Genomic DNA, 19,316 nt, shown 5'->3' on the forward strand with positions numbered 1-19,316 from the left:
ATTTGGTGATGGATGACAAAGAGATGACAATGCGCGAGGCGCTCAACCTCGCGCTGGACCAAGCGCTCGCGGCCGACGAGCGGGTTTTCCTGCTCGGTGAGGACATCGCCGATCCCGGCGCATCCGGTCCGACCGCGGGGCTGTCCACCAAGTACGGCAACGAACGGGTCCTGGACACACCGATCTCGGAGGCCGCCATCCTGGGTGCCGCCATCGGCGCGGCCATCGACGGACTGCTGCCGGTGGCCGAGATCATGATCATGGACTTCATAGGCATCGCCGCCGACCAGCTGATCAACAACGCCGCCAAACTGCGGTTCATGACCGCCGGACGCACGTCGGCGCCGATCACCGTCCGCACCCAGGTCTACGCCGGGCTGGCCACCGGTGCGACGCATTCGCAGAGCCTGGAGGCGTGGTTCATGCACATCCCCGGCATGAAGGTAATCGTGCCGTCCACGCCCCGCGATGGCAAAGGCCTGCTGACGTCGGCGATCTTCGACCCCGATCCCTGCCTGTTCATCGAAACGATCCGGCTGCAGGGCAAGAAGGGGCCCGTCCCCACCGACCCCGGCTTCTCCATCCCGCTGGGCCAGGCCGACGTCAAGCGGCCCGGCACCGACGTGAGCCTGATCGCCTATGGGCGCTGTGTGCACGACGCGCTCACCGCCGCGGGCACGCTCGCCACCCACGGCGTCAGCGCCGAGGTCATCGACCTGCGCACCCTGGTGCCACTGGACGTCGACGCCATCGTCGAATCGGTCCGGCGCACTCGCAGGGCCGTCGTCGTCCACGACGCGGTCCAATTCGGCGGCCCGGGAGCAGAGATCGTCGCGCTGCTGTCCACCGAGTTGTTCGGCGAACTCGCGGCGCCCGTCGAGCGGGTCGCCGCGCGGTTCGTGCCCAGCCCGGCCGCGGCGGCCCTCGAGGCGCAGGTGTATCCGTCGCCGGCGCGCATCGTCGAGGCGGCCCAGCGCACCTGTCAGGCGGTGAAGGCGCATGGCTGACTTCATCATTCGCATCCCACGGGTGTCGGTGGCGGTCTCCGAGGCCGAGCTCACCGGGCTGCTCGTCGGTGCGGGTGAACACGTCGAGGCGGGCACGCCGATCTACGTGATCGCCACCGAGAAAGTCGAACAGGAAATCGAAGCGGGAGCGTCCGGCACGGTGTGCTGGACGGGCCAGGTCGGGACCACCTACGACATCGGCGCCGAAATCGGCGTCATCACGTCCTAACGAGAAGAGGTAGAGCCCTATGGATCTCAACGAGACCCGCGAGAGAATCATCTACGAAAAAGAGGGCCCGATCGCCCGCGTCACCCTGAACTGGCCGGAGAAGGCCAACGCCCAGGACCAGAAGCTGGCCGAAGAGGTCGACGCCGCGCTGCTGGACGCCGACCGCGACTACGACATCAAAGTGCTGATCATGAAGGCCAACGGCAAGGGCTTCTGCTCCGGACATGCCATCGGCAACAACGCCGTCGACTATCCGTCGTTCGTCGAGGGCGCCAAGGTGATGGGCACACCGTGGAAGCCGCAGACCGACCTGTTCGTCAAGCCGATCCTGAACCTGTGGGAGTTCTCCAAGCCCACGATCGCGCAGGTGCACGGCTACTGCGTGGGTGGCGGCACCCACTACGGGCTGACCACCGACATCGTCATCGCTTCGGAGGACGCGTACTTCTCCTACCCGCCCCTGCAGGGCTTCGGCATGCCGTCGGGCGAATGCTCCATCGAGCCTTGGGTTTTCATGAACTGGCGGCGTGCCGCATATTACCTGTATCTCGCCGAGGTGATCGACGCCAAGAAGGCACTGGACGTCGGCCTGGTCAACGAGGTGGTCCCCCGCAACCAGCTGGACGGCCGGGTCGAGGCCATCGCCCGCCACATCGCGCAGGCACCGATGACGACCCTGCTGGCCACCAAGGCCAACCTGAAGCGGGCCTGGGAGCTGATGGGCATGCGCGTGCACTGGCAGAGCTCGAACGATCTCGTAGCGCTGGCCTCGATCAGCAAGGACGTGCAGGAACTGATTCAGACGGTGTTCAAGGACAAGGTGCTGCCCTCCGAGCAGGCCCGCCGCCAGGCCGCAGCCGCCGCCCAGACCGACGGCGCCGCAACAACATAGGCCCGATGGTGAACATCGCCGATCACGCGATCGCAGCCGCACAGTCGCCGGCCCTGATCACCGACGACGGCACGATCTCGTTCGGCGAACTGCATGCCCGCAGCCAGCGAGTCGCCGCGACGCTGCACGACGCGGGACTGCGCCGCGGCGACGGCGTGGCCCTGGTGCTGCCGAATCGGCCGGAGTTCCTCGAAATTACCTGGGGCGCTCAGCTTTCCGGCCTCTACTACACTTCGGTCAACACCCACTTCGTGCCCGGTGAGGTCGGCTACGTCATCGACGACTCGGGCGCCAAAGCCGTCTTCGTCGACGCCTCGATGCCCGAGCTGGCCGCGCACATCCGCACCGCTGACACCGCGGTCGTCGCCTACCTCGCGGTGGGCGGTGCGCTGCCGGGCTGGCGATCCTACGAGGAAGCGCTCGCGGCCGCGGGCGATGCCCCACCGGCATCGGACGGATCGGAGATGCTCTATTCGTCCGGCACCACCGGACGGCCCAAGGCGGTGCGACGCCCGCTGCCCATCGACGGCAACGGATCTTGGGCGCAGTCGGTGCTCGAGATGGCGTTGATCCACAAATACGGGATGGACGCCGCGAGCGTGTACCTGTCCCCCGCGCCCCTGTATCACGCGGCCGGGGTGAATTACACGATGGCGGCCAACCGGGTGGGCGCCGCGTCGATTCTCATGCGCAAGTTCGACGCCGAGACGGTGTTGCGTCTGATCGAGACCCACCGGGTGACCCACGCCCAGTTCGTGCCGACGATGTTCGTGCGCATGCTCAAGTTGCCCGCGGCGGTCCGGCAACGCTATGACGTCTCGAGCTTGCGCTGCGTCATTCACGCGGCGGCACCGTGCCCGGTCGACGTCAAGTACCAGATGATGGAGTGGTTCGGACCTATACTTCACGAATACTACGGTGGCACCGAGGGTTTCGCTGGCACCACGATCGGTCCGCAGGAATGGCTCGCGCATCCCGGCTCGGTGGGGGTTCCACTGACCCCGGTGCATGTGGTCGGCGAGGACGGGCGGGAACTTCCCGTCGGGGAATCCGGCGAGCTCTACTTCGAAGGTGGACCCGACTTCGAATACTTCAAGGATCCCGCCAAGACCGCATCGGTCTACAACGACCGCGGGTGGCGATCTCTCGGCGACATGGGTTATGTCGACGCAGACGGGTTTTTGTATCTCACCGATCGGTCGACGTTCATGATCGTCTCCGGCGGGGTCAACATCTACCCGCAAGAGGTGGAGAATGTGCTCGTCATGCATCCGAAGCTGGTCGACGCGGCGGTATTCGGGGTTCCCAACGACGAATTCGGCGAAGAGGTCAAGGCCGTCGTGCAGCCGGCCGACGGCGTGGCGCCGGGACCAGACCTCGCGGCCGAACTCATCGAATACTGCCGGGCTCACCTGGCCGGCTACAAGTGCCCGCGCACCGTCGATTTCGACGCCCTACCCCGCGACCCGAACGGAAAGTTGTACAAGAGACGAATCCGCGACCGCTACTGGCAAGACAGAGTATCGCGGGTCTTGTGAAGTGACACAAGGGATGACGAGATGGCTGTAGGTATGGGCAACGAGATTTCCGGCGCGCAAACCCCGCGTCGGGCCAGGGTGAATTGGATGCCGCTACCGGTGCCGTGGGCGGTCCAGACCGCCGATCGAATCCCCAAGCAGCGCTACTACGATCCGGATTTCTACGCGCTGGAGGCGCAGCTGCTCTGGCCTCGGGTGTGGCAGATGGCGTGCCGGCTCGAGGAGATCCCCAAGCCCGGCGACTTCGTCGAATACGAAATCCTCGATCAGTCGGTCATCGTGGTCCGGGTGGACGGCCACAGCGTGCGCGCCTACCATAACGCCTGCCGCCACCGCGGCGTGAAGCTGGTGGAAGGCAACGGGAATCGGCGCACGTTCGTGTGCCCGTTTCACGGCTGGTGCTGGGGCATCGACGGCCGCAACACGTTCGTCCTACGGCCCGATGCGTTCGCCGACGAGAACCTGGCCGCCGACGACCTGCGACTGGTGTCGGTGCGCTGTGAGCTTTGGGGCGGATGCGCGTGGATCAACCTGGACGACGGCGCACCGCCGTTGCGCGACTGGATGGAGCCGTTCGCGTCGATTTACGACGCGTGGCAGGTGGACTCGCTGCGGGTGGAGTGGTGGCAATCGTGCCGGCTGCCGGTGAATTGGAAACTGGCGACCGCGGCGTTCATGGAGGGCTACCACGTCCCGCAGACCCACCCGCAACTGCTCCCGTCCGCGCAGACCGATGAGCCTTCCGCGGCAGTGCATCCCGTCGTCGCGAGCAGCCTCTATTTCATGCGCACGCTCGGGGACGGCATGGCAGGCATGACGCATGAAAACGACATCCGCATCGCCGAGGGCCTGCAGAACATCGAATTGCCGGCCGACCCCGCCGCCGCGCTGGCGGCGTGGCGCAGCGCCCTCAACGATGCCGTGGTCAACTGGCACCGTGCCCGCGGCAGCGGCATGCCCGATCTCAACGACCTGGTCCGCCGCGGGATCACCGACGCAATCGGATTCGCCTTCCCGCACCACTTCATCCTGCCCACCTACAGCAGCGCTTCCTCGTACCGCATCCGTCCGCTGGGACCCGAGGAGACGCTGTTCGAGATCTGGTCTCTCACCCGGTTTCCGGCGGACGCGTCGGCCGGCAAACCGACGCCTCCAGAACCCATGGCCCCCGATGATCCACGCTGGCCGCCCATCCCGGCCCAAGACTTCTCCAACCTGCCGAGACAGCAGAAGGGCCTGCACTCCAAGGGTTTTGAGTTCATGCGGCTGTCCGACCAGATCGAGGGGCTGATCTCGAACTTCGAACGCGTCATCGACGGTTTCCTGGCCGGCCTGCCCTACCCCACCCTGCTGCCCGCCATCCAGAAGACCAACACCACCATCGACGTGCCGATCGCCGATCTCGGCTTCGGCTCGGAGGCGCCATGACGACCCGGTGGGACCACTCGGTGGACCTGGTCATCGCCGGCAGTGGCGGGGGCGGGATGGTCGCCGGATTGGCCGCCCTGGACTGCGGCCTCGAACCCCTGATCATCGAGAAGCAGTCGCTGGTCGGCGGCTCGACCGGACTGTCCGGCGGCATCGTCTGGCTGCCCAACAACCCGTTGATGCGCGCCGAGGGCATCGCGGACTCGCACGAGGACGGCCTGGCCTACCTTGCCGACGTGGTCGGCGATATCGGTGCGGCGTCCTCCCCCCGGCGGCGCGAGATGTTCCTCACCGCGGGCTTCGAGATGATCAATTTCCTCAGCCGCAAAGGCATCGAACTGATCCGGTGCGCGGGCTGGAGCGACTACTACCCGAACCACAAGGGCGGCAACGCGTCCGGCCGCGCCGTCGAGGGAATCCCATTCGACGCCGCGAAGTTGGGCAACTGGAGCGACAAGGTACAGCCACCGCTGGCCAAGAACTACGGGTATGTGGTGCTGACCAACGAGTTGCGCTCGGTTCAATACTTCAACCGCGCGCCCCGGGCATTCGCGGTGGCGACCCGGGTGTTCCTGCGCACCGCGATGGCGCGTGCGCGGCGGCGTCAAATCCTCACCAACGGCGCATCGTTGATCGCTCAGATGCTCAAGGCGCTGATGGATCTCAGCGACGGGGTGCCCCCGCTGTGGACCGATGCGGCGATGACGGACCTGGTGGTCGACGACGGCCGGGTGGTGGGCGTGCGCGTCGTGCGCGATGGCACACCGTTGAACGTCGCGGCGCGCAAGGGAGTCCTGCTGGCCGCCGGCGGTTTCGGCCATAACAAGGAGATGCGCCGCCGGTATAGCGGCGATCAGCCCAACGAGGGAAGGTGGTCGATCGCCAACGCCGGCGACACCGGGGAGGTGCTCGAGGCAGCGATGCGGCTCGGCGCCAAAACCGATCTGCTGGACGAGGCCTGGTGGCTGCCTTCGGTCTTCATCGCCAATGGGGGCGCCGTCGCCGCTTCGCTGGGTTCGGGACGCCAGCGTCCCGGGGCCATCTACGTCGACTCGGCGGGCAGGAGATTCTGCAACGAGTCGAATTCCTATGTCGAAGTGGGCAAAGCGATGTATGCCAACAAGGCCGTGCCGTGCTGGATGATTTTCGACGAGGGATATGTGCGCAGATACGTCACCAGCGCGAGCCCCCTGAAAATCCTGAAGCGGAACCAGCCGCTACCGGCCGAGCTGATCGAATCCAGCGCGGTCAGACGGGCTGCGTCGATTCCCGACCTGGCCCGCGAAATCGACCTTCCGGCCGACGAACTGGCCCACACCATTGCGCGTTTCAACCGGTTCGCGGCCAATGGGTTGGATCCCGACTTCGGCCGCGGCCAATCGGCCTACAACGACTGCCTCGGCGATCCCGGGTACCGGCCCAATGCCGCCATCGGGCCGCTCGACATCGCTCCCTACTACGCGACCAGGGTGTTTCCCGCCGACGTCGGGACGTGCGGCGGTGTGATCACCAACGAGTACGCACAGGTTCTCGACGAGCAGGGTCGGGTGATCGACGGCTTGTACGCCACCGGCAACACCACCGCGACGGTGATGGGGCGAACGTATCCGGGTGCCGGGGCGAGCATCGCCAGCTCCATGGTGTTCGGTTACGTCGCCGCGCGCCACGCCGCCGGCCGCAGAATCGCGGGAGAGATGAGCCGGTAGTCGGTATCTGGCCGCGCCTACCACGACGCCACAGAAGAACCGCGTTGACCCTGCGCCGAAGGTAGCGACGACGTCACGCCGGCGGTGTGTCGGATGCGTCGCGGTCGACGAATTCACGCGGTTTCATGCCCGACTGCATCAGCTCGGCCCGCCGCGCCTGCACATCGGAGGCGGCGCCAACCATATTCGTCAAGATGTGACTGACCTGAAGATGCACCCGCATGCCCATCAATTCCCATGCGCGCTTGACGTTGTTCTTGACCGCCATCAACGTCGTCAACGGGATCTGGGCGATCTTGCGCGCCATCTCCTCGACGCTGTCCTCCAACTCCTCGCGCGGCACCACCTTGTTCAGCAGACCCCACTCGAGGGCTTGCTGCGCGGACAGGGTCGGGGCCAGCAGCAGCCAGTCCATAGTGCGATGCCAGTTCATCAACAGCCACGGCTCGATCATCGTGTGCCCGCCGGGTTCGCCGAGGCTTTGGGCAAGTGGCATCTGGAAATACGCGTCCTCGGAGGCGACGCAGAAGTCGGTGAGCAAGCCGAGATAGATGCCGCCACCCACGCAGTAGCCGTGGATTTGCGAGATGGTCGGCTTGGGGAATTCCCACAGGTAGAGCGTCGGCCACAAGAACAAATCGGCGGTGCCTTTGTAGAGGTCCTCGAATGTGTCGCCGAAATCCGGATAGGGGTTTTCGTCCGGGCCCCAGCGCGCCACGTGGCCGCCGCAGAATCCGTTGCCGTTCGCCTTGAGAATGACGACCTTGATGTCCTTGTCGCGGTCGGCCTCGTGCAGGCAGCTATCGACCTCGCTGACCAGCACCGCATCCTTGGTGTTGGCCTTGTCCACCCGATTCAGGACGATCCTTGCGATCGGCGGTTCGCGCTCATAAATGACCGCCTCCAGGACGCGCCGCTCCATCCCGCAGACACTACCGGAGACCGCCATTCTCCAGATTCGCTTTGAGGTTGCGCAATGCGGACAGGAGGAGTGAAGTGGAGGCGGAAAATGGCCGTAGCGGATGGAGCTGTGATGACGACCCCGTCGGAGCGAGCGGCGCAGCTGGACTTGGTGGCCCGGCTGCAATCCTCGTACCCGGAGCTGCCGGACGCCCCCACGCCGGATCTCATTGACCACGAACGCTTCAACGCCTACGTCAAGACTCCGCACGACGTCGGCGGCGAGCCGGACGCCCCCATCGAATTCGAGAACAAGCAGTACGAGATTTGGGAGCACAACACGTACGTCATGTGTGAGGTGCTCGGGTGGCGTGGGATCTGGTTGTCCGAGGAACGACGGCGGATGGGCAACGTCGATGTGGGCCGCACCATCTATCTCGGCCTACCCTACTACGCGCGATGGCTGCTGGCGGTCGCACGCGTGCTCGCCGAAAAGCACCACGCGTTCGGTTCAACCTCTCCGAGTTGTGGCATGGCTACACCGGGCCCGGCAACGACACATTGCAGACCGAAATCCCGGAACGCTGGCTCGCTTCGGCCGAACATCCTCCCCGAAGAGGTCGAGATCCGGGTGGAGGATTCCAACCAGAAGCATCGGTTCATGGTGATGCCCGTCCGCCCAGACGGAACACAGGGTTGGACCGAAGACCAACTGGTCGAAATCATCACGCGCGATTGCCTGATCGGTGTCGCGCTGCCAAAGCCGGGGGTGACCACCAACGTCGTCACACAGACTCGCCCGGCCGTACACCCCGCCTGATACAAGCTGAGAGATGAGCGCCGCGCACACTCCGCACCCCATCGAGAACGCCACCGTCGCCGCGCTGACGAAAATCGTTGAGCGCAACCAAATCTGGAGTCGCATGGCGGCCAAGTACGGGGTCGAAAATCCGACACCTCCGTGGCACACGAGCCTCGACGGGATGTGCGATGCCCTCGATCGAAGCGCTTGTGACCCATATGTTCTCGCCTTTGTCGATCGGCGCAACGACGAGGACGCGCTGTCGGCAACTGTCTACGCCGAGCTGCCGTACCCGGAAAACAGGTTGGTTGCGCTGGCGCATTCCCTGTTGGTACGCGGTGTCATCGACGAGACCGAACTCATCGAACGCATGGCAGCGGTGCGGGCCCGGCTCGAATCCTGATCAGTACTCGGCGACACAGATCACATCGCTGTGCGGGGCCGCTTTGTCATTGTTGTGCACAGGGTGCGCTATGCTGGCACCAGCGTTGGCGTCAAAGCAAGATGTCAACCACGTCGTGGAACGCTTCTTCATCCCTCTGGTGTCGCCCCGAAATTCGGGCTCAACCACCACGTTCAGATGATCCGTGCATCCGCACCAGCTTGTCTCGCGGCGATCGATTTTGCCCTCCGGCAATCTCGCCACCTTTGTGCTGAGGACGCGCGCGACAACGCCGCGGTCCGGCACGACCGATGCCTGAAAGGCACCGAAAGTGACTACCGACAAAACCTTTGCCGACCTTGGCGTGCGCAATCAGATGGTTGATGCGCTCGCCGAACGCGGCATCACGCACCCATTCCCGATCCAGATCGAGACCCTGCCCGACACGCTAGCCGGCCGTGACGTGCTCGGTCGCGGAAAGACGGGTAGCGGCAAGACCCTGGCCTTTTCGATCCCGCTCGTCAGCCGCTTGGCGGAGGGAAACCGGCATCGCTCGCGACCGTCCGGTTTGGTGCTTGCGCCCACCCGAGAGCTGGCGACGCAGATCACGGCCACACTTGAACCGTTGGCGGCAGCCTGCGGCCTGCGGATCACCACGATCTTCGGCGGCGTCTCACAAAGCCGTCAGGTAACAGCCCTCAAATCGGGTGTCGACATAGTGGTCGCCTGCCCGGGTCGGCTCGAGGATCTGATGAAGCAGCGGTTGATCAGCCTGGAAGCCGTGGAGATCACCGTCATCGACGAAGCCGACCACATGGCCGATCTCGGTTTTCTGCCCGGCGTCACCCGGATCCTGGCCGCTACTCCGAATGGTGGCCAGCGGCTGTTGTTTTCGGCAACGCTGGACAACGGCGTCGACAAGCTCGTGAAACGGTTCCTCCGCAACGAGGTGCTGCACTCCGTCGACGAGGCCAACTCGCCGGTGTCCGAGATGACCCATCACGTGTTCCACGTCGCCAACGCGGAGGCCAAGAAGGAAGTCGTGCACCGGCTTGCGTCCGGCACCGGCCGCCGAATCCTGTTCATGCGCACCAAGCATCAAGCGCGCAAACTCGCCAAACAGCTGACCGAGTCGGGAGTCCCGTCGGTCGACTTGCACGGCAATCTGTCTCAACCCGCTCGCGAGCGGAACCTGGCCATGTTCGCCTCGGGTGGCGCCCGGGTGCTGGTGGCCACCGACATCGCCGCGCGTGGCGTGCACGTGGACGAGGTCGAACTCGTCGTACACATCGACCCGCCGGCCGAACACAAGTCGTATCTGCACCGCTCCGGACGGACCGCACGGGCGGGTAGCGCCGGCGACGTCGTCACGGTAGTCCTGCCCGAGCAGCGGCGCGACACCCAGGCCCTGATGCGCAAGGCCGGTATCAAGGTCGCTCCGCAGCAGGTGACCGCGACGTCGGAGGCGGTGCAGGCACTCGTCGGTGAGATCGCGCCCTACCAGGCGCCCGCTCCCGCCATGGCTGCCGCGCAGTCGCCTCGGCAACACCGAGCGAACACCGGCGGGCAACGGCGTCGTCGGAATGGCGGTCGGTCACCGAACAGCAATTCCGCACCCACCGAGCCTGCGGTATCTCATCGCGCGGCCACGCCCCCGCGACGGCTGGATCGTCGCCGGTCGAACCGTGCGCAGGGAAGCGCTCGATAGTTCAACATCAGCGTCGAGCCAGCAGCCACGCCTGACCGTCGCCTTCGTCGGCGCCGATCAGATCCAGGCCCGTGAAGGCCGCTGGCAGTTCCCCTGCCGCGGCCCGGAACGCACCGGGACTCGCCCCGACCTCGCTCAGCGCGGCGATGGCCAGCAGGCCGCCCGGCGACAGCCGTTCGATGATCGCCCGGTCGAGGCGGGGGTCCCGGAACTTGCAGCACAGGATCAGGTCGACCGGCGCCCCGCCCGGCAGACCGTCGTCGAAATCGACGACGTCGAAGCGACAGCGGTTGCCCACGGCGGCGCGCTGGGCCAATTCGCGCGCGTGGCTGATGGCCACCGGCGAGATGTCCAGCCCCACTACCTGCATGCCGCGGAAGGCCAGCCAGACCGACCCCGTCCCCTGTCCGCAGGCGAGGTCCAGGGCCCGGCCTGCCGTGGGGAACACGTCGGCGTGGTCCGCGAACACGGGGGGTGGCCCCACCGAACTCAACGGTGGCGGCCCCTTCGCCGCGTACCGTTCGTCCCAGCGATGCCGGTCCGCCTCGCCCATAGGCGCCACTCTAGAACCGGCTGCGCCAGTGACAGTCAGCGTTGTTCTGGACACTTGTCCGTAATCGATCACCCGATCGGGAACGCTAGTGCGGCGGCCGGGCGAGCGCCTGGCCAAACCGCCAGCAGAACCGCGAGGGAGCGTGCCGAATGGATGTTGTTGTTTGGCTGCAGCTCACATTTCTACACTGGACGAGTGTCTAGAGATACGTCGTCCCCTGTCGTCGCCGGCAAATCGGCCGGCGCGAGCGCGGCCCGGCGGTCAGATCGTCGGCCCGGGCAGACCATTCGCAAGGTCCTCGACGCGGGGCTGGCGGAGCTACGGGAATCCTCGTACGCGAACCTGACGATGCGTGCGGTCGCGACCCGGGCCGGGGTATCGGCGGCCAGCGCCTACACCTACTTTCCCTCGAAAAGCGCGCTCGTCGCGGCGGTGTATCTGCGCTTCCTGCGCGACCTGCCACTACATACCGACGTCAACGACACGACCAAGACCCGAGTCACCGCCACCCTGCGCGACATGGCGGTCGTTGTCGCCGACGAGCCCGAGTTGACCGCCGCCTGTGGCGCCGCGTTGATGGCCGACGATCCGGCGGTCACACCGATCCGGGAACAGATCGGCGAAGAAGTGGCCAAGCGGATCGGGGCGGCGCTCGGCCCGGGCTGGCCCCGCGCCGTGAAATCCACGCTGCAGATGACCTTTTCCGGTGCGCTGATGACCGCCCGGTTCGTCAGCTTCGCCGAGATCTCCGGGCAGCTCGACGAGGCGGTCAACCTGATCCTGGGTGCATCGGTGGCATGAAAGTTGCAGCGCCCCAAGGTAGGAGGACCCGGTCGCCTCCCCGCAGCGTGCCGGTTAGCCAGCCACGATGGCGGCGCGACGGATCCGGCCGGGCGGTTGAACGGCGCACTGCCCTTTGCTGAGTGGAGGTCTTCGTCACATCCGGGCCGGCGGACGGCCGCACAACGCGCGCTCGCGGCCATCCTGTGGCAGGATCACGCCGTGCAGGCGAATCCGCTCGCTGTGTTGACTTGTGCTGTGCTGTCGCCGATTTGGGCTCCGCTGATCGGCTCGGTCGCATCGGCGTCCGCGGCTCCGTGCCCCGACGTCGAGGTGGTGTTCGCCCGGGGTACCACCGAGCCGCCCGGAATCGGCCGCGTCGGGCAGAATTTCGTCGACACCTTGCGCTCGCACGTCGGCGGTAAGTCGGTGGACGTGTACCCCGTCGACTATCCGGCCAGTACCGACTTCCCCACGGCCGCCGACGGCATCAGCGACGCCGGCAATCATATCGAGCAGATGGCGGCGAACTGCCCCCGCACCAAGATGGTGCTGGGTGGCTACTCGCAGGGCGCCGCGGTGATGGGGTTCGTCACCGAAAGCGCCGTGCCGGACGGCGTGCACTTGGTGCAGGCTCTGCAGCCGATGCCGGCCGAGGTGGCCAATCACGTGGCAGCGGTGGCGCTGTTCGGCAAGCCGTCGAGCCAGTTCATGAGCATCATCAACCAGCCGCCGGTGACCATCGGGCCGCTGTATTCGGCGAAGACGCTCGAATTGTGCGTCCCCGGCGACCCGGTCTGTTCGGGCGCGGGCAACCCCGCCGCCCACCGCCAGTACGTGGAGGCCGGGTTGGTGGACCAAGCGGCCGATTTCGCCGCCAAAAGGGTCTGACGGGCCTGGGATCGGCTCAGCAGCGGCCGGTTCCGCCGACCATCCCGTGCACCTCCTGGACCGACCACGGCCCCGCCTGGTGGTGGTCGCGGTAGCCGAGCAGTCGCGGGGTTTGGCGTTCGAAGCGACCCACGAAACCGCCTGCGGCAACAAGGATTTGACCCGTCACGTCACGCGACAGATCGCTGGCGAGATATGCGTAGACCGGTGCGACGAACTCCGGTGGAGCGCTGTCGAGCGATGCCCGCATGGTCGTCTCGTCCAGCAGTCCCCGGCGGTGCAGGTCTTCGATGTGTTTTTGGTATTCGGCACCGGTGGACAGCCGCGTCCTGGCCCCGGGACATACCACGTTGGCCCGCACGCCGTAGGGCTTCAGTTCGGCGGCGATGGCCATCGTCAGGCCGTTGACGGCGCCCTTACCGGCCGGATATCCCGTCCCGCCGTAATCGCCGAGAAACGCCACCGAACTGGTGTTGATGATGGCGCCGTGCCCCTGCGCGGCGAGCACCGGAGCGGCCACCCGGCAGGTGTGGAAAGCCGTGCCGAGGTGGCCGCTGATCAGCCTGTCGAATTCGTCCGGGGTGATCGTCAATATCGACGAGCCAGGCGGTTCGGCGATGCCCGCGCAATTGATCAGCGTGTCCAGCCGCCCGAACGAGCTCACGCATTCTTCGATCAGCGACCGGGCGACGCCGTGTTCGTCCGCGGCTCCCACCAACCCGGTGGCCCGTCCGCTCGCCGCCGTGATCGCGGCGACCGTCTCGTGCACGGCGTGTTCATCGCGACCGTTGACGACCACACCGGCCCCCAGGCCGCCCAGCAGCTCGGCGACCGCCCGCCCGATACCGCGACTGCCGCCGGATACCACCACGCCGCGGCCGGCCAGCGGAGCCTCGGCGCCGCTCATCGCCCGGTGGCGCCGCGACCGCGCCGAGGGCTACGTAAAGCGTTGGGCGCGAATTGGTCTCGCCACCGGTGGCAAAGCCGGCGCTCGCTCGAGGTCACGAACATTAGGCGAACAGTACCCAGCCGAATCAAAAATGCGAACCAACGCCGCCGAACACGGCGAGAACACGGCTCAGCGCGCATCGAGCAATCTCTACCAACCGGGCGATTGAGCGGTCTCTGGGGCCTCTGCGCTGCGCAATCGCGGCGCAGGCCGGCCACCGAGGCAGACGACGCCCTTCCCACCGGCAACCGCCGCGGGCAGCGCCCCGCGAATTAACGTGCAACCGCTAGCCACCGGCGGCGCCAGCCCGAAATCGGACCGAATGTGGTTTGCTGCAAACCGCGCGAAGCGTCGACGTGACTCGAGGGATAGCGCAGCTCGGCGACATATTTGACGGCGCCGGTGGGGTTGTAGCGCCGGGATAGGCCGGGTTGCTGACGCTTTGTTTGCGCGCGCTGAGCATTGGCCGGAAAAACCCGCGACCCACATCACCGGCCCCGCGCCGGGGTGGGCGAAGGGGCGTATAGTCTCGAATGAAGTCCGTTATGGACGTGTCGCCGTTTAGCTAAAAGCGGTCCAGTGAGCCGCACGGCTACTGAGCTTGGTACGGCTCCGGCGAATCAGCCCCAGCCAGCTCCCCGCTCCTTCGTGCGTTGGTTGATCGACCGTCCGGCGGATTGAGATGCAGTGGGGGCGAGATGTGCGCAAAGCTGCAACGTCCCATTGCATACGACTCAAGGAGAGAGTCAGCATGCAAACTTGTTCTCGCGCAACCGTTTACACGATTCATCGAGCGAACATGGGGTGGGCCAGCCGATGACAAATGTAATTTCTGCAACCCGTCCAGCTCCTGCACCCACGAGCAAGAAAGACGATTCATACGACGACGTCGTCGAAATGTTTCTGGCGCTGCAGCAGTTGCCCGCCGAATCGCATGAGTACGCTTACCAGCGCGAACGCATCGTGTCTCGATGCCTGCCGCTGGCGGATCATGTGGCCAGCCACTTCGCCCGGCGGGGCGAAGGTCTCGAGGACCTGATTCAGGTTGCGCGGCTGGGGCTGATGAACGCCGTCAACCGATTCGATCCCGCGAAGGGGCCCAGCTTCATCGGGTTCGCGGTGCCGACCATGATGGGCGAAGTCCGGCGCTACTTCCGCGACTACAGCTGGGGAATGCGCGTCCCGCGGCGGTTGCGCGAGTTGCACGTGCAGATCAGCCGGGCGACGGCGGATCTGTCCCAGCAGCTCGGACGCGCGCCGACCGCCGGCGAATTGTCCCAGGTCCTCGAGGTACCGCGGGAGGAGATCGTCGAATGCCTCGTCGCGGGTGACGCGTATCGGCTCGACTCCCTGGATGCACCGCTCGGCGCCGACAGTTCGGGATCGCCTCGCTCGGTGGCCGACTCGGTTGGCGACATCGATCCGCAGATCGAACACATCACCAATCGGGAAGCGCTGCGGGTCTTGGTTGCCACCCTGCCGCAGCGCGAACGCGAGGTGTTGCGCATGCGGTTCTTCGAATCCATGACGCAGAGCCAGATCGCGGAACGGATTGGCGTGTCGCAGATGCAGGTGTCCCGCATCTTGGCAAACACGCTGACCAGCCTGCGCGATCAACTCGAGTAGGCGGCCAGTTCCCCCAGGACGCTGCGCGGCGGACCCCGCCGCGCAGCCCTGTACTGTGCGATCGAAGGAAAATCCGACTTTGTCGCCAGGACACCTGGAAGGGAGCTGGACGCGATGGGGATGTCACGAACGGTGATCGCGGGCGTCGCAGCGACGACGGCGCTGGCGGTGTTGGTGGCAGGCTGCGGTGGCAACAAGTCGCAGCCGTCGCCGTCGAAGTCGGGATCGGCCACCTCGGCGACCTCGGCCACCACCAGCCCCAGCTCGGCAGCGGCGGCACCGGCACCGGCGCAGCCCAGCGAGTACGCCAAGCTGCTCATCCAGCCCGGTGACATCAACGCCCCGGTCCCCTTCACCGCCGCGCCCCCGACGAGCAATCCCAACGGCCAGCCGGGCGTGGCTACCACCTTCAAGGACGATGACGGCAGTCACGCGATCAAGGTGACGATCCAGGTCTACGACGACCCCGACGCCGCCACGAACGCGCTGAACGCCGCGAAAGGCGAGCAGGGTGGTCTGATCAAGGACCCGACGACACAACCCTCGAACATCGGCAGTGGCGGAACGATGCTGATGGGCAACACGCCGGACCGCAGCAAGGGTGTGGTAATCCTGCTCTTCGCCGAGGGCAAGGCGTTCGCAACGGTCGAATTCGACGGCCCCACCGACACGCTGGCCCCGCCCGACTTCGTCAACGACGTCGGCCAGAAGCAAGACGCGGCCATCAAGAAAGGGCTTGGCGGCTAGGTGTCGCACACCGCAATCGGGGGGACGCTATGAACGTCATCAACGGCATGCCGGCTCACGCCCTGCTGCTGCACTTTGTCTTGGTCCTGGTGCCGCTGACCGCGTTGCTGGACATCGTGTGCGGGTTATGGCCGGCAGCGCGGCGCGGGCAGCTGATGTGGCTCACGTTGCTCCTCGCCGTGGTCAACATGGTGCTGACGCCCATCACGATCAACGCCGGCGGCTGGCTCTACGACCTGAGAACTAACCCCAGTCCGATCCTGCGCGAACACGCCGAGCGGGGCAGCCTGATGAGTTACTTCTCCGCCGCGCTGCTGGCGGCCGCCGTCGTGCTGGTCGTGGTGCGCGAGATCGAGCGCCAATCCGACAAGGGCCGCGCCGTCACCCGGATACTCGTCGCGATACTCGTGCTGGCGGTGGGAATCTCGTCGATGGTCCAGATCTACCGCGTGGGCGACGCCGGTGCGCAATCGGTGTGGGGCAACGAGATCGCCCGCCTGACGAAGAACCACCCGGGCTGACGACGCCGCCGGCGGCACCCCGGTTGACAACGGCCGCGCCGACCGTCCGTCAGGCGGTGGGAGTGAGAAGAAACAGCCGAAATCGGCGCCGGCCGGCACGTTCCTGGGCGAGTCGATAATTCGGCCAGTACGCCAGCGCCTTCGCCCAGGCTTCGTCGCGCTCCCCGCCACCGAGTAGCCGCACCGTCGCCACGAACCGGTGGCCGCGACGCCGCACGGTTACCCGTTGCGCCGCTTTCAGATTCGCCGACCAGGACGGGTGAAGCGGGCGCCCCCAGTTGGATCCGACCAACAGCAGGCCGTCGCGGCAGGGGACGTACTGCACGGTCGCGCTGCGGGCGAGGCCGGTTTTGCGGCCCGAGATGGTGATCCGCACGTTGGGCAGCCCCGCCAGGTCCAGGGCCCCGAGCCGGCCGCCGGTCAGGAAGCGAAGCACGGATTCGAGCGCCTCCACCATCTGGTGACCGTTGAGCACCAGCACACGGTAGGCCGTCGGGTTGCGGACCCACCGCTGCAGCGGGTTCATGGGATTACTGTAAGTCCGCGGCTCCCGGACCGAAGCGTCAGGACGATGAAATACCGCTGACGAACCGGGATTTCGGCGAGCACCTGGGCGCCGCGGACCTCAGCGAAATAAATTGCTTGATTTAACCCGGCGCGAGGTGTTCACTGAGGCGATGACTCCCGAGCGGGCCGCTCGCTCCGACAGGTCGACCGGCACCCGGGAGGCCATCTTGTCGGCCGCCGAAGTGCTCTTCGCCGAACGCGGAATGTACGCCGTATCGAACCGGCAGATCAGCGAGGCGGCGGGACAGGGCAACAACGCCGCCGCGTGCTACCACTTCGGCACCAGGGTCGACCTGCTCCGTGCGATCGAGAGCAAGCATCGCGAGCCGATCGAGGAGCTGCGCGCCCAAATGCTGACCGCGATCGGCGATTCGACCGAGCTGCGGGACTGGGTCGGCGCGTTGGTGCGCCCGTTGACCGATCACCTGTCTGCGCTGGGCAACCCGACCTGGTACGCCCGGTTCGCCGCACAGGTGATGGCTGATCCGGCCTACCGCCACGTGGTCACCAAAGACGCTCTGGCGTCACCGTTGCTGGTGCAGACGCTCGACGGCATCGACCGCTGCCTTCCCGAACTGCCCAAGCGAGTGCGTTCCGAACGGATGGTGATGGTGCGCAACCTGCTCATGCACACCTGCGCTGAGCACGAAGGCGCACTGGCCGAACACGGCCCGCGGTCGCGTTCGGCGTGGCCGGTGGCCGGCGAAGGGCTGATCGACGCGATCGTCGGCCTGTGGCGCGCGCCGGTCCACGTGGGAGTGACTGACGGCCCAGCAGCGCAGCCGACCGGCCACGCCAACCACCGAGGAGCACGATGACCGCAGGATCCACCGCCACCGATATCCCGGAGTTTCCGATGACACGGGCGCCCGGCTGCCCGTTCGCCCCGCCGCCCGAGGTCTTGGAGCTCAACGCCGACAGGCAGCTGAGCAGGGTCCGGATCTGGGATGGCAGCACCCCTTGGCTCATCCACGGGTATGAGGCGATCCGAGCGCTGTTCACCGATTCCCGCACCAGTGTCGACGACCGGTTACCCGGCTATCCGCACTGGAATGAAGGCATGCTGGCCACGGTGCATAAGCGACCGCGCTCGGTGTTCACCTCCGATGCCGAGGAACACACCCGGTTCCGCCGGATGCTGTCGAAACCGTTCACGTTCAAGCGGGTCGAAGCGCTGCGGCCGGCGGTGCAGAAGATCACCGATGACCACATCGACGCGCTGCTGGCGGGCCCGAAGCCGGGCGACGTCGTCGCCACCCTCTCACTGCCGGTCCCTTCCCTGGTGATCAGCGAACTGCTGGGCGTGCCCTACGAGGACGCGGAATTCTTCCAGACACAGGCCCAGCGCGGCATGGGCCGCTACGCGACCGAGGAGGACACCGCCCAGGGCGCCGCCTCGTTGGCGAAGTATCTGGCCAACCTGGTCCGGACGAAGATGCACAGTCCCTCCGAGGATTTGGTGTCCGACCTGGCCGAGCGGGTCAATGTCGAAGAGATCAGCGTGCGCGAAGCCGCGCAGTTGGCCACCGGCGTGCTGATCGCGGGCCACGAGACCACCGCGAACATGATCAGCCTGAGCATTGCCGCGTTGCTCGAACACCCGGATCAAGGCTCGCTGCTCCGCGACACCGACGACCCGAAGGTGATCGCCACCGCGGTCGAAGAGCTGATGCGCTACCTGAGCATCATCCAGACCGGGCAGCGACGAATCGCCATCGAGGACATAGAGATTGGCGGCGAGACGATCCGCGCCGGCGAAGGCATCATCCTGGACGTCGCCCCAGCCAACTGGGACGTCCGCCAGTTCCCCAACCCGGACCGGCTGGATCTGCTCCGCGAAGACGGGCCGCACGTCGGCTTCGGTTACGGCCGCCACCAATGCGTGGGTCAGCAACTGGCCCGCATGGAACTACAGATCGTGATGCCCACGCTGCTGCGCCGCGTTCCGACCCTGCGGCTGGCCGTGCCGCTGGATGACCTTCCGTTCAAACATGACGCCCTGGCCTACGGCCTCTACGAGCTGCCCGTGACATGGTGAAGCCGGATCTGGCGCCGGAGGTTCTATCTGGCCGATCTCGAACGGATCGGCG

General features: G+C 66.2%; 20 protein-coding genes. 16 read left to right on the forward strand and 4 right to left on the reverse strand.

From position 1 onward, the window contains the following. Window positions 1-8 precede the first annotated feature (8 nt). The 6 genes from ACIUM1_RS02165 (at window position 9) to ACIUM1_RS02190 (ending at window position 6,800) form a co-directional block, all read left to right on the forward strand. Window positions 9-1,007, forward strand: a complete 999-nt coding sequence (locus ACIUM1_RS02165; RefSeq protein WP_406815666.1) for an alpha-ketoacid dehydrogenase subunit beta — start codon at window positions 9-11, stop codon at window positions 1,005-1,007. Next, complete coding sequence (locus ACIUM1_RS02170; RefSeq protein ID WP_221043002.1) at window positions 1,000-1,236, forward strand: biotin/lipoyl-containing protein; 237 nt, start codon at window positions 1,000-1,002, stop codon at window positions 1,234-1,236. Before ACIUM1_RS02165 ends, ACIUM1_RS02170 begins: the two co-directional genes overlap by 8 nt. 19 nt (window positions 1,237-1,255) lie before the next feature. After that, on the forward strand, window positions 1,256-2,128 hold the full coding sequence (locus ACIUM1_RS02175) for an enoyl-CoA hydratase-related protein (RefSeq protein WP_406815667.1): 873 nt from the start codon (window positions 1,256-1,258) through the stop codon (window positions 2,126-2,128). 8 nt (window positions 2,129-2,136) lie between these two features. Beyond that, window positions 2,137-3,666, forward strand: a complete 1,530-nt coding sequence (locus ACIUM1_RS02180) for an acyl-CoA synthetase (RefSeq protein WP_406817491.1) — start codon at window positions 2,137-2,139, stop codon at window positions 3,664-3,666. Between the two features lie 87 nt (window positions 3,667-3,753). Beyond that, window positions 3,754-5,094 (forward strand): aromatic ring-hydroxylating dioxygenase subunit alpha, encoded by a 1,341-nt coding sequence (locus ACIUM1_RS02185; protein ID WP_406817492.1) that lies wholly within the window; start codon window positions 3,754-3,756, stop codon window positions 5,092-5,094. Beyond that, window positions 5,091-6,800, forward strand: coding sequence for an FAD-binding protein (locus ACIUM1_RS02190; protein ID WP_406815668.1), 1,710 nt, complete (start codon window positions 5,091-5,093; stop codon window positions 6,798-6,800). Before ACIUM1_RS02185 ends, ACIUM1_RS02190 begins: the two co-directional genes overlap by 4 nt. A 73-nt stretch (window positions 6,801-6,873) precedes the next feature. On the opposite strand, the gene ACIUM1_RS02195 is transcribed toward ACIUM1_RS02190, so the two are convergent. Next, window positions 6,874-7,722, reverse strand: a complete 849-nt coding sequence (locus tag ACIUM1_RS02195) for an enoyl-CoA hydratase-related protein (RefSeq protein ID WP_406815669.1) — start codon at window positions 7,720-7,722, stop codon at window positions 6,874-6,876. 111 nt (window positions 7,723-7,833) lie between these two features. Between ACIUM1_RS02195 and ACIUM1_RS02200 the strand changes: the two genes are divergently transcribed. From ACIUM1_RS02200 to ACIUM1_RS02210, 3 genes are all read left to right on the forward strand, one after another. Beyond that, window positions 7,834-8,520 (forward strand): nitrile hydratase subunit alpha, encoded by a 687-nt coding sequence (locus ACIUM1_RS02200; protein WP_406815670.1) that lies wholly within the window; start codon window positions 7,834-7,836, stop codon window positions 8,518-8,520. Between the two features lie 13 nt (window positions 8,521-8,533). After that, window positions 8,534-8,905, forward strand: a complete 372-nt coding sequence (locus ACIUM1_RS02205; protein ID WP_406815671.1) for a thiocyanate hydrolase — start codon at window positions 8,534-8,536, stop codon at window positions 8,903-8,905. Between the two features lie 310 nt (window positions 8,906-9,215). After that, the gene (locus tag ACIUM1_RS02210; RefSeq protein ID WP_406815672.1) at window positions 9,216-10,592 is read left to right on the forward strand and encodes a DEAD/DEAH box helicase; all 1,377 of its coding nucleotides are present in this window, start codon (window positions 9,216-9,218) and stop codon (window positions 10,590-10,592) included. Between the two features lie 7 nt (window positions 10,593-10,599). Here the strand turns inward: ACIUM1_RS02210 and ACIUM1_RS02215 are convergent, their stop codons facing one another. Continuing rightward, on the reverse strand, window positions 10,600-11,145 hold the full coding sequence (locus tag ACIUM1_RS02215) for a class I SAM-dependent methyltransferase (RefSeq protein WP_406815673.1): 546 nt from the start codon (window positions 11,143-11,145) through the stop codon (window positions 10,600-10,602). 195 nt (window positions 11,146-11,340) lie between these two features. Here ACIUM1_RS02215 and ACIUM1_RS02220 point away from each other — a divergent pair, with 195 nt between their 5' ends. After that, window positions 11,341-11,946 (forward strand): TetR/AcrR family transcriptional regulator, encoded by a 606-nt coding sequence (locus ACIUM1_RS02220; RefSeq protein ID WP_406815674.1) that lies wholly within the window; start codon window positions 11,341-11,343, stop codon window positions 11,944-11,946. A gap of 237 nt (window positions 11,947-12,183) precedes the next feature. Beyond that, on the forward strand, window positions 12,184-12,816 hold the full coding sequence (locus ACIUM1_RS02225; RefSeq protein ID WP_406815675.1) for a cutinase family protein: 633 nt from the start codon (window positions 12,184-12,186) through the stop codon (window positions 12,814-12,816). Window positions 12,817-12,832: 16 nt separating this feature from the next. Here the strand turns inward: ACIUM1_RS02225 and ACIUM1_RS02230 are convergent, their stop codons facing one another. Next, on the reverse strand, window positions 12,833-13,723 hold the full coding sequence (locus tag ACIUM1_RS02230) for an SDR family NAD(P)-dependent oxidoreductase (RefSeq protein ID WP_406815676.1): 891 nt from the start codon (window positions 13,721-13,723) through the stop codon (window positions 12,833-12,835). 858 nt (window positions 13,724-14,581) lie between these two features. Here ACIUM1_RS02230 and ACIUM1_RS02235 point away from each other — a divergent pair. From ACIUM1_RS02235 to ACIUM1_RS02245, 3 genes are all read left to right on the forward strand, one after another. After that, entirely contained in the window at window positions 14,582-15,391 is an 810-nt protein-coding gene (locus ACIUM1_RS02235; RefSeq protein WP_406815677.1) for a SigB/SigF/SigG family RNA polymerase sigma factor, read from the forward strand. Window positions 15,392-15,505: 114 nt separating this feature from the next. Beyond that, a complete protein-coding gene (locus tag ACIUM1_RS02240; protein ID WP_406815678.1) occupies window positions 15,506-16,138 on the forward strand; it encodes a hypothetical protein in 633 nt (210 codons plus the stop codon). Between the two features lie 29 nt (window positions 16,139-16,167). Then, window positions 16,168-16,659: a DUF2231 domain-containing protein gene (locus ACIUM1_RS02245; protein WP_406815679.1), complete on the forward strand. Its 492-nt coding sequence runs from the start codon at window positions 16,168-16,170 to the stop codon at window positions 16,657-16,659. A gap of 49 nt (window positions 16,660-16,708) precedes the next feature. Here ACIUM1_RS02245 and ACIUM1_RS02250 read toward each other — a convergent pair whose 3' ends face one another. Beyond that, a complete protein-coding gene (locus ACIUM1_RS02250; RefSeq protein WP_406815680.1) occupies window positions 16,709-17,185 on the reverse strand; it encodes a nitroreductase family deazaflavin-dependent oxidoreductase in 477 nt (158 codons plus the stop codon). 136 nt (window positions 17,186-17,321) lie between these two features. On the opposite strand from ACIUM1_RS02250, the gene ACIUM1_RS02255 reads away from it, so the two are divergent. Then, window positions 17,322-18,044, forward strand: a complete 723-nt coding sequence (locus ACIUM1_RS02255; RefSeq protein WP_406817493.1) for a TetR family transcriptional regulator — start codon at window positions 17,322-17,324, stop codon at window positions 18,042-18,044. Beyond that, window positions 18,041-19,264 (forward strand): cytochrome P450, encoded by a 1,224-nt coding sequence (locus tag ACIUM1_RS02260; RefSeq protein WP_406815681.1) that lies wholly within the window; start codon window positions 18,041-18,043, stop codon window positions 19,262-19,264. The genes ACIUM1_RS02255 and ACIUM1_RS02260 overlap by 4 nt, the downstream gene beginning before the upstream one ends. The last annotated feature ends 52 nt before the right edge of the window (window positions 19,265-19,316 follow it).

Source organism: Mycobacterium sp. M23085 (genome assembly GCF_045343915.1).
Lineage (GTDB): Bacteria > Actinomycetota > Actinomycetes > Mycobacteriales > Mycobacteriaceae > Mycobacterium.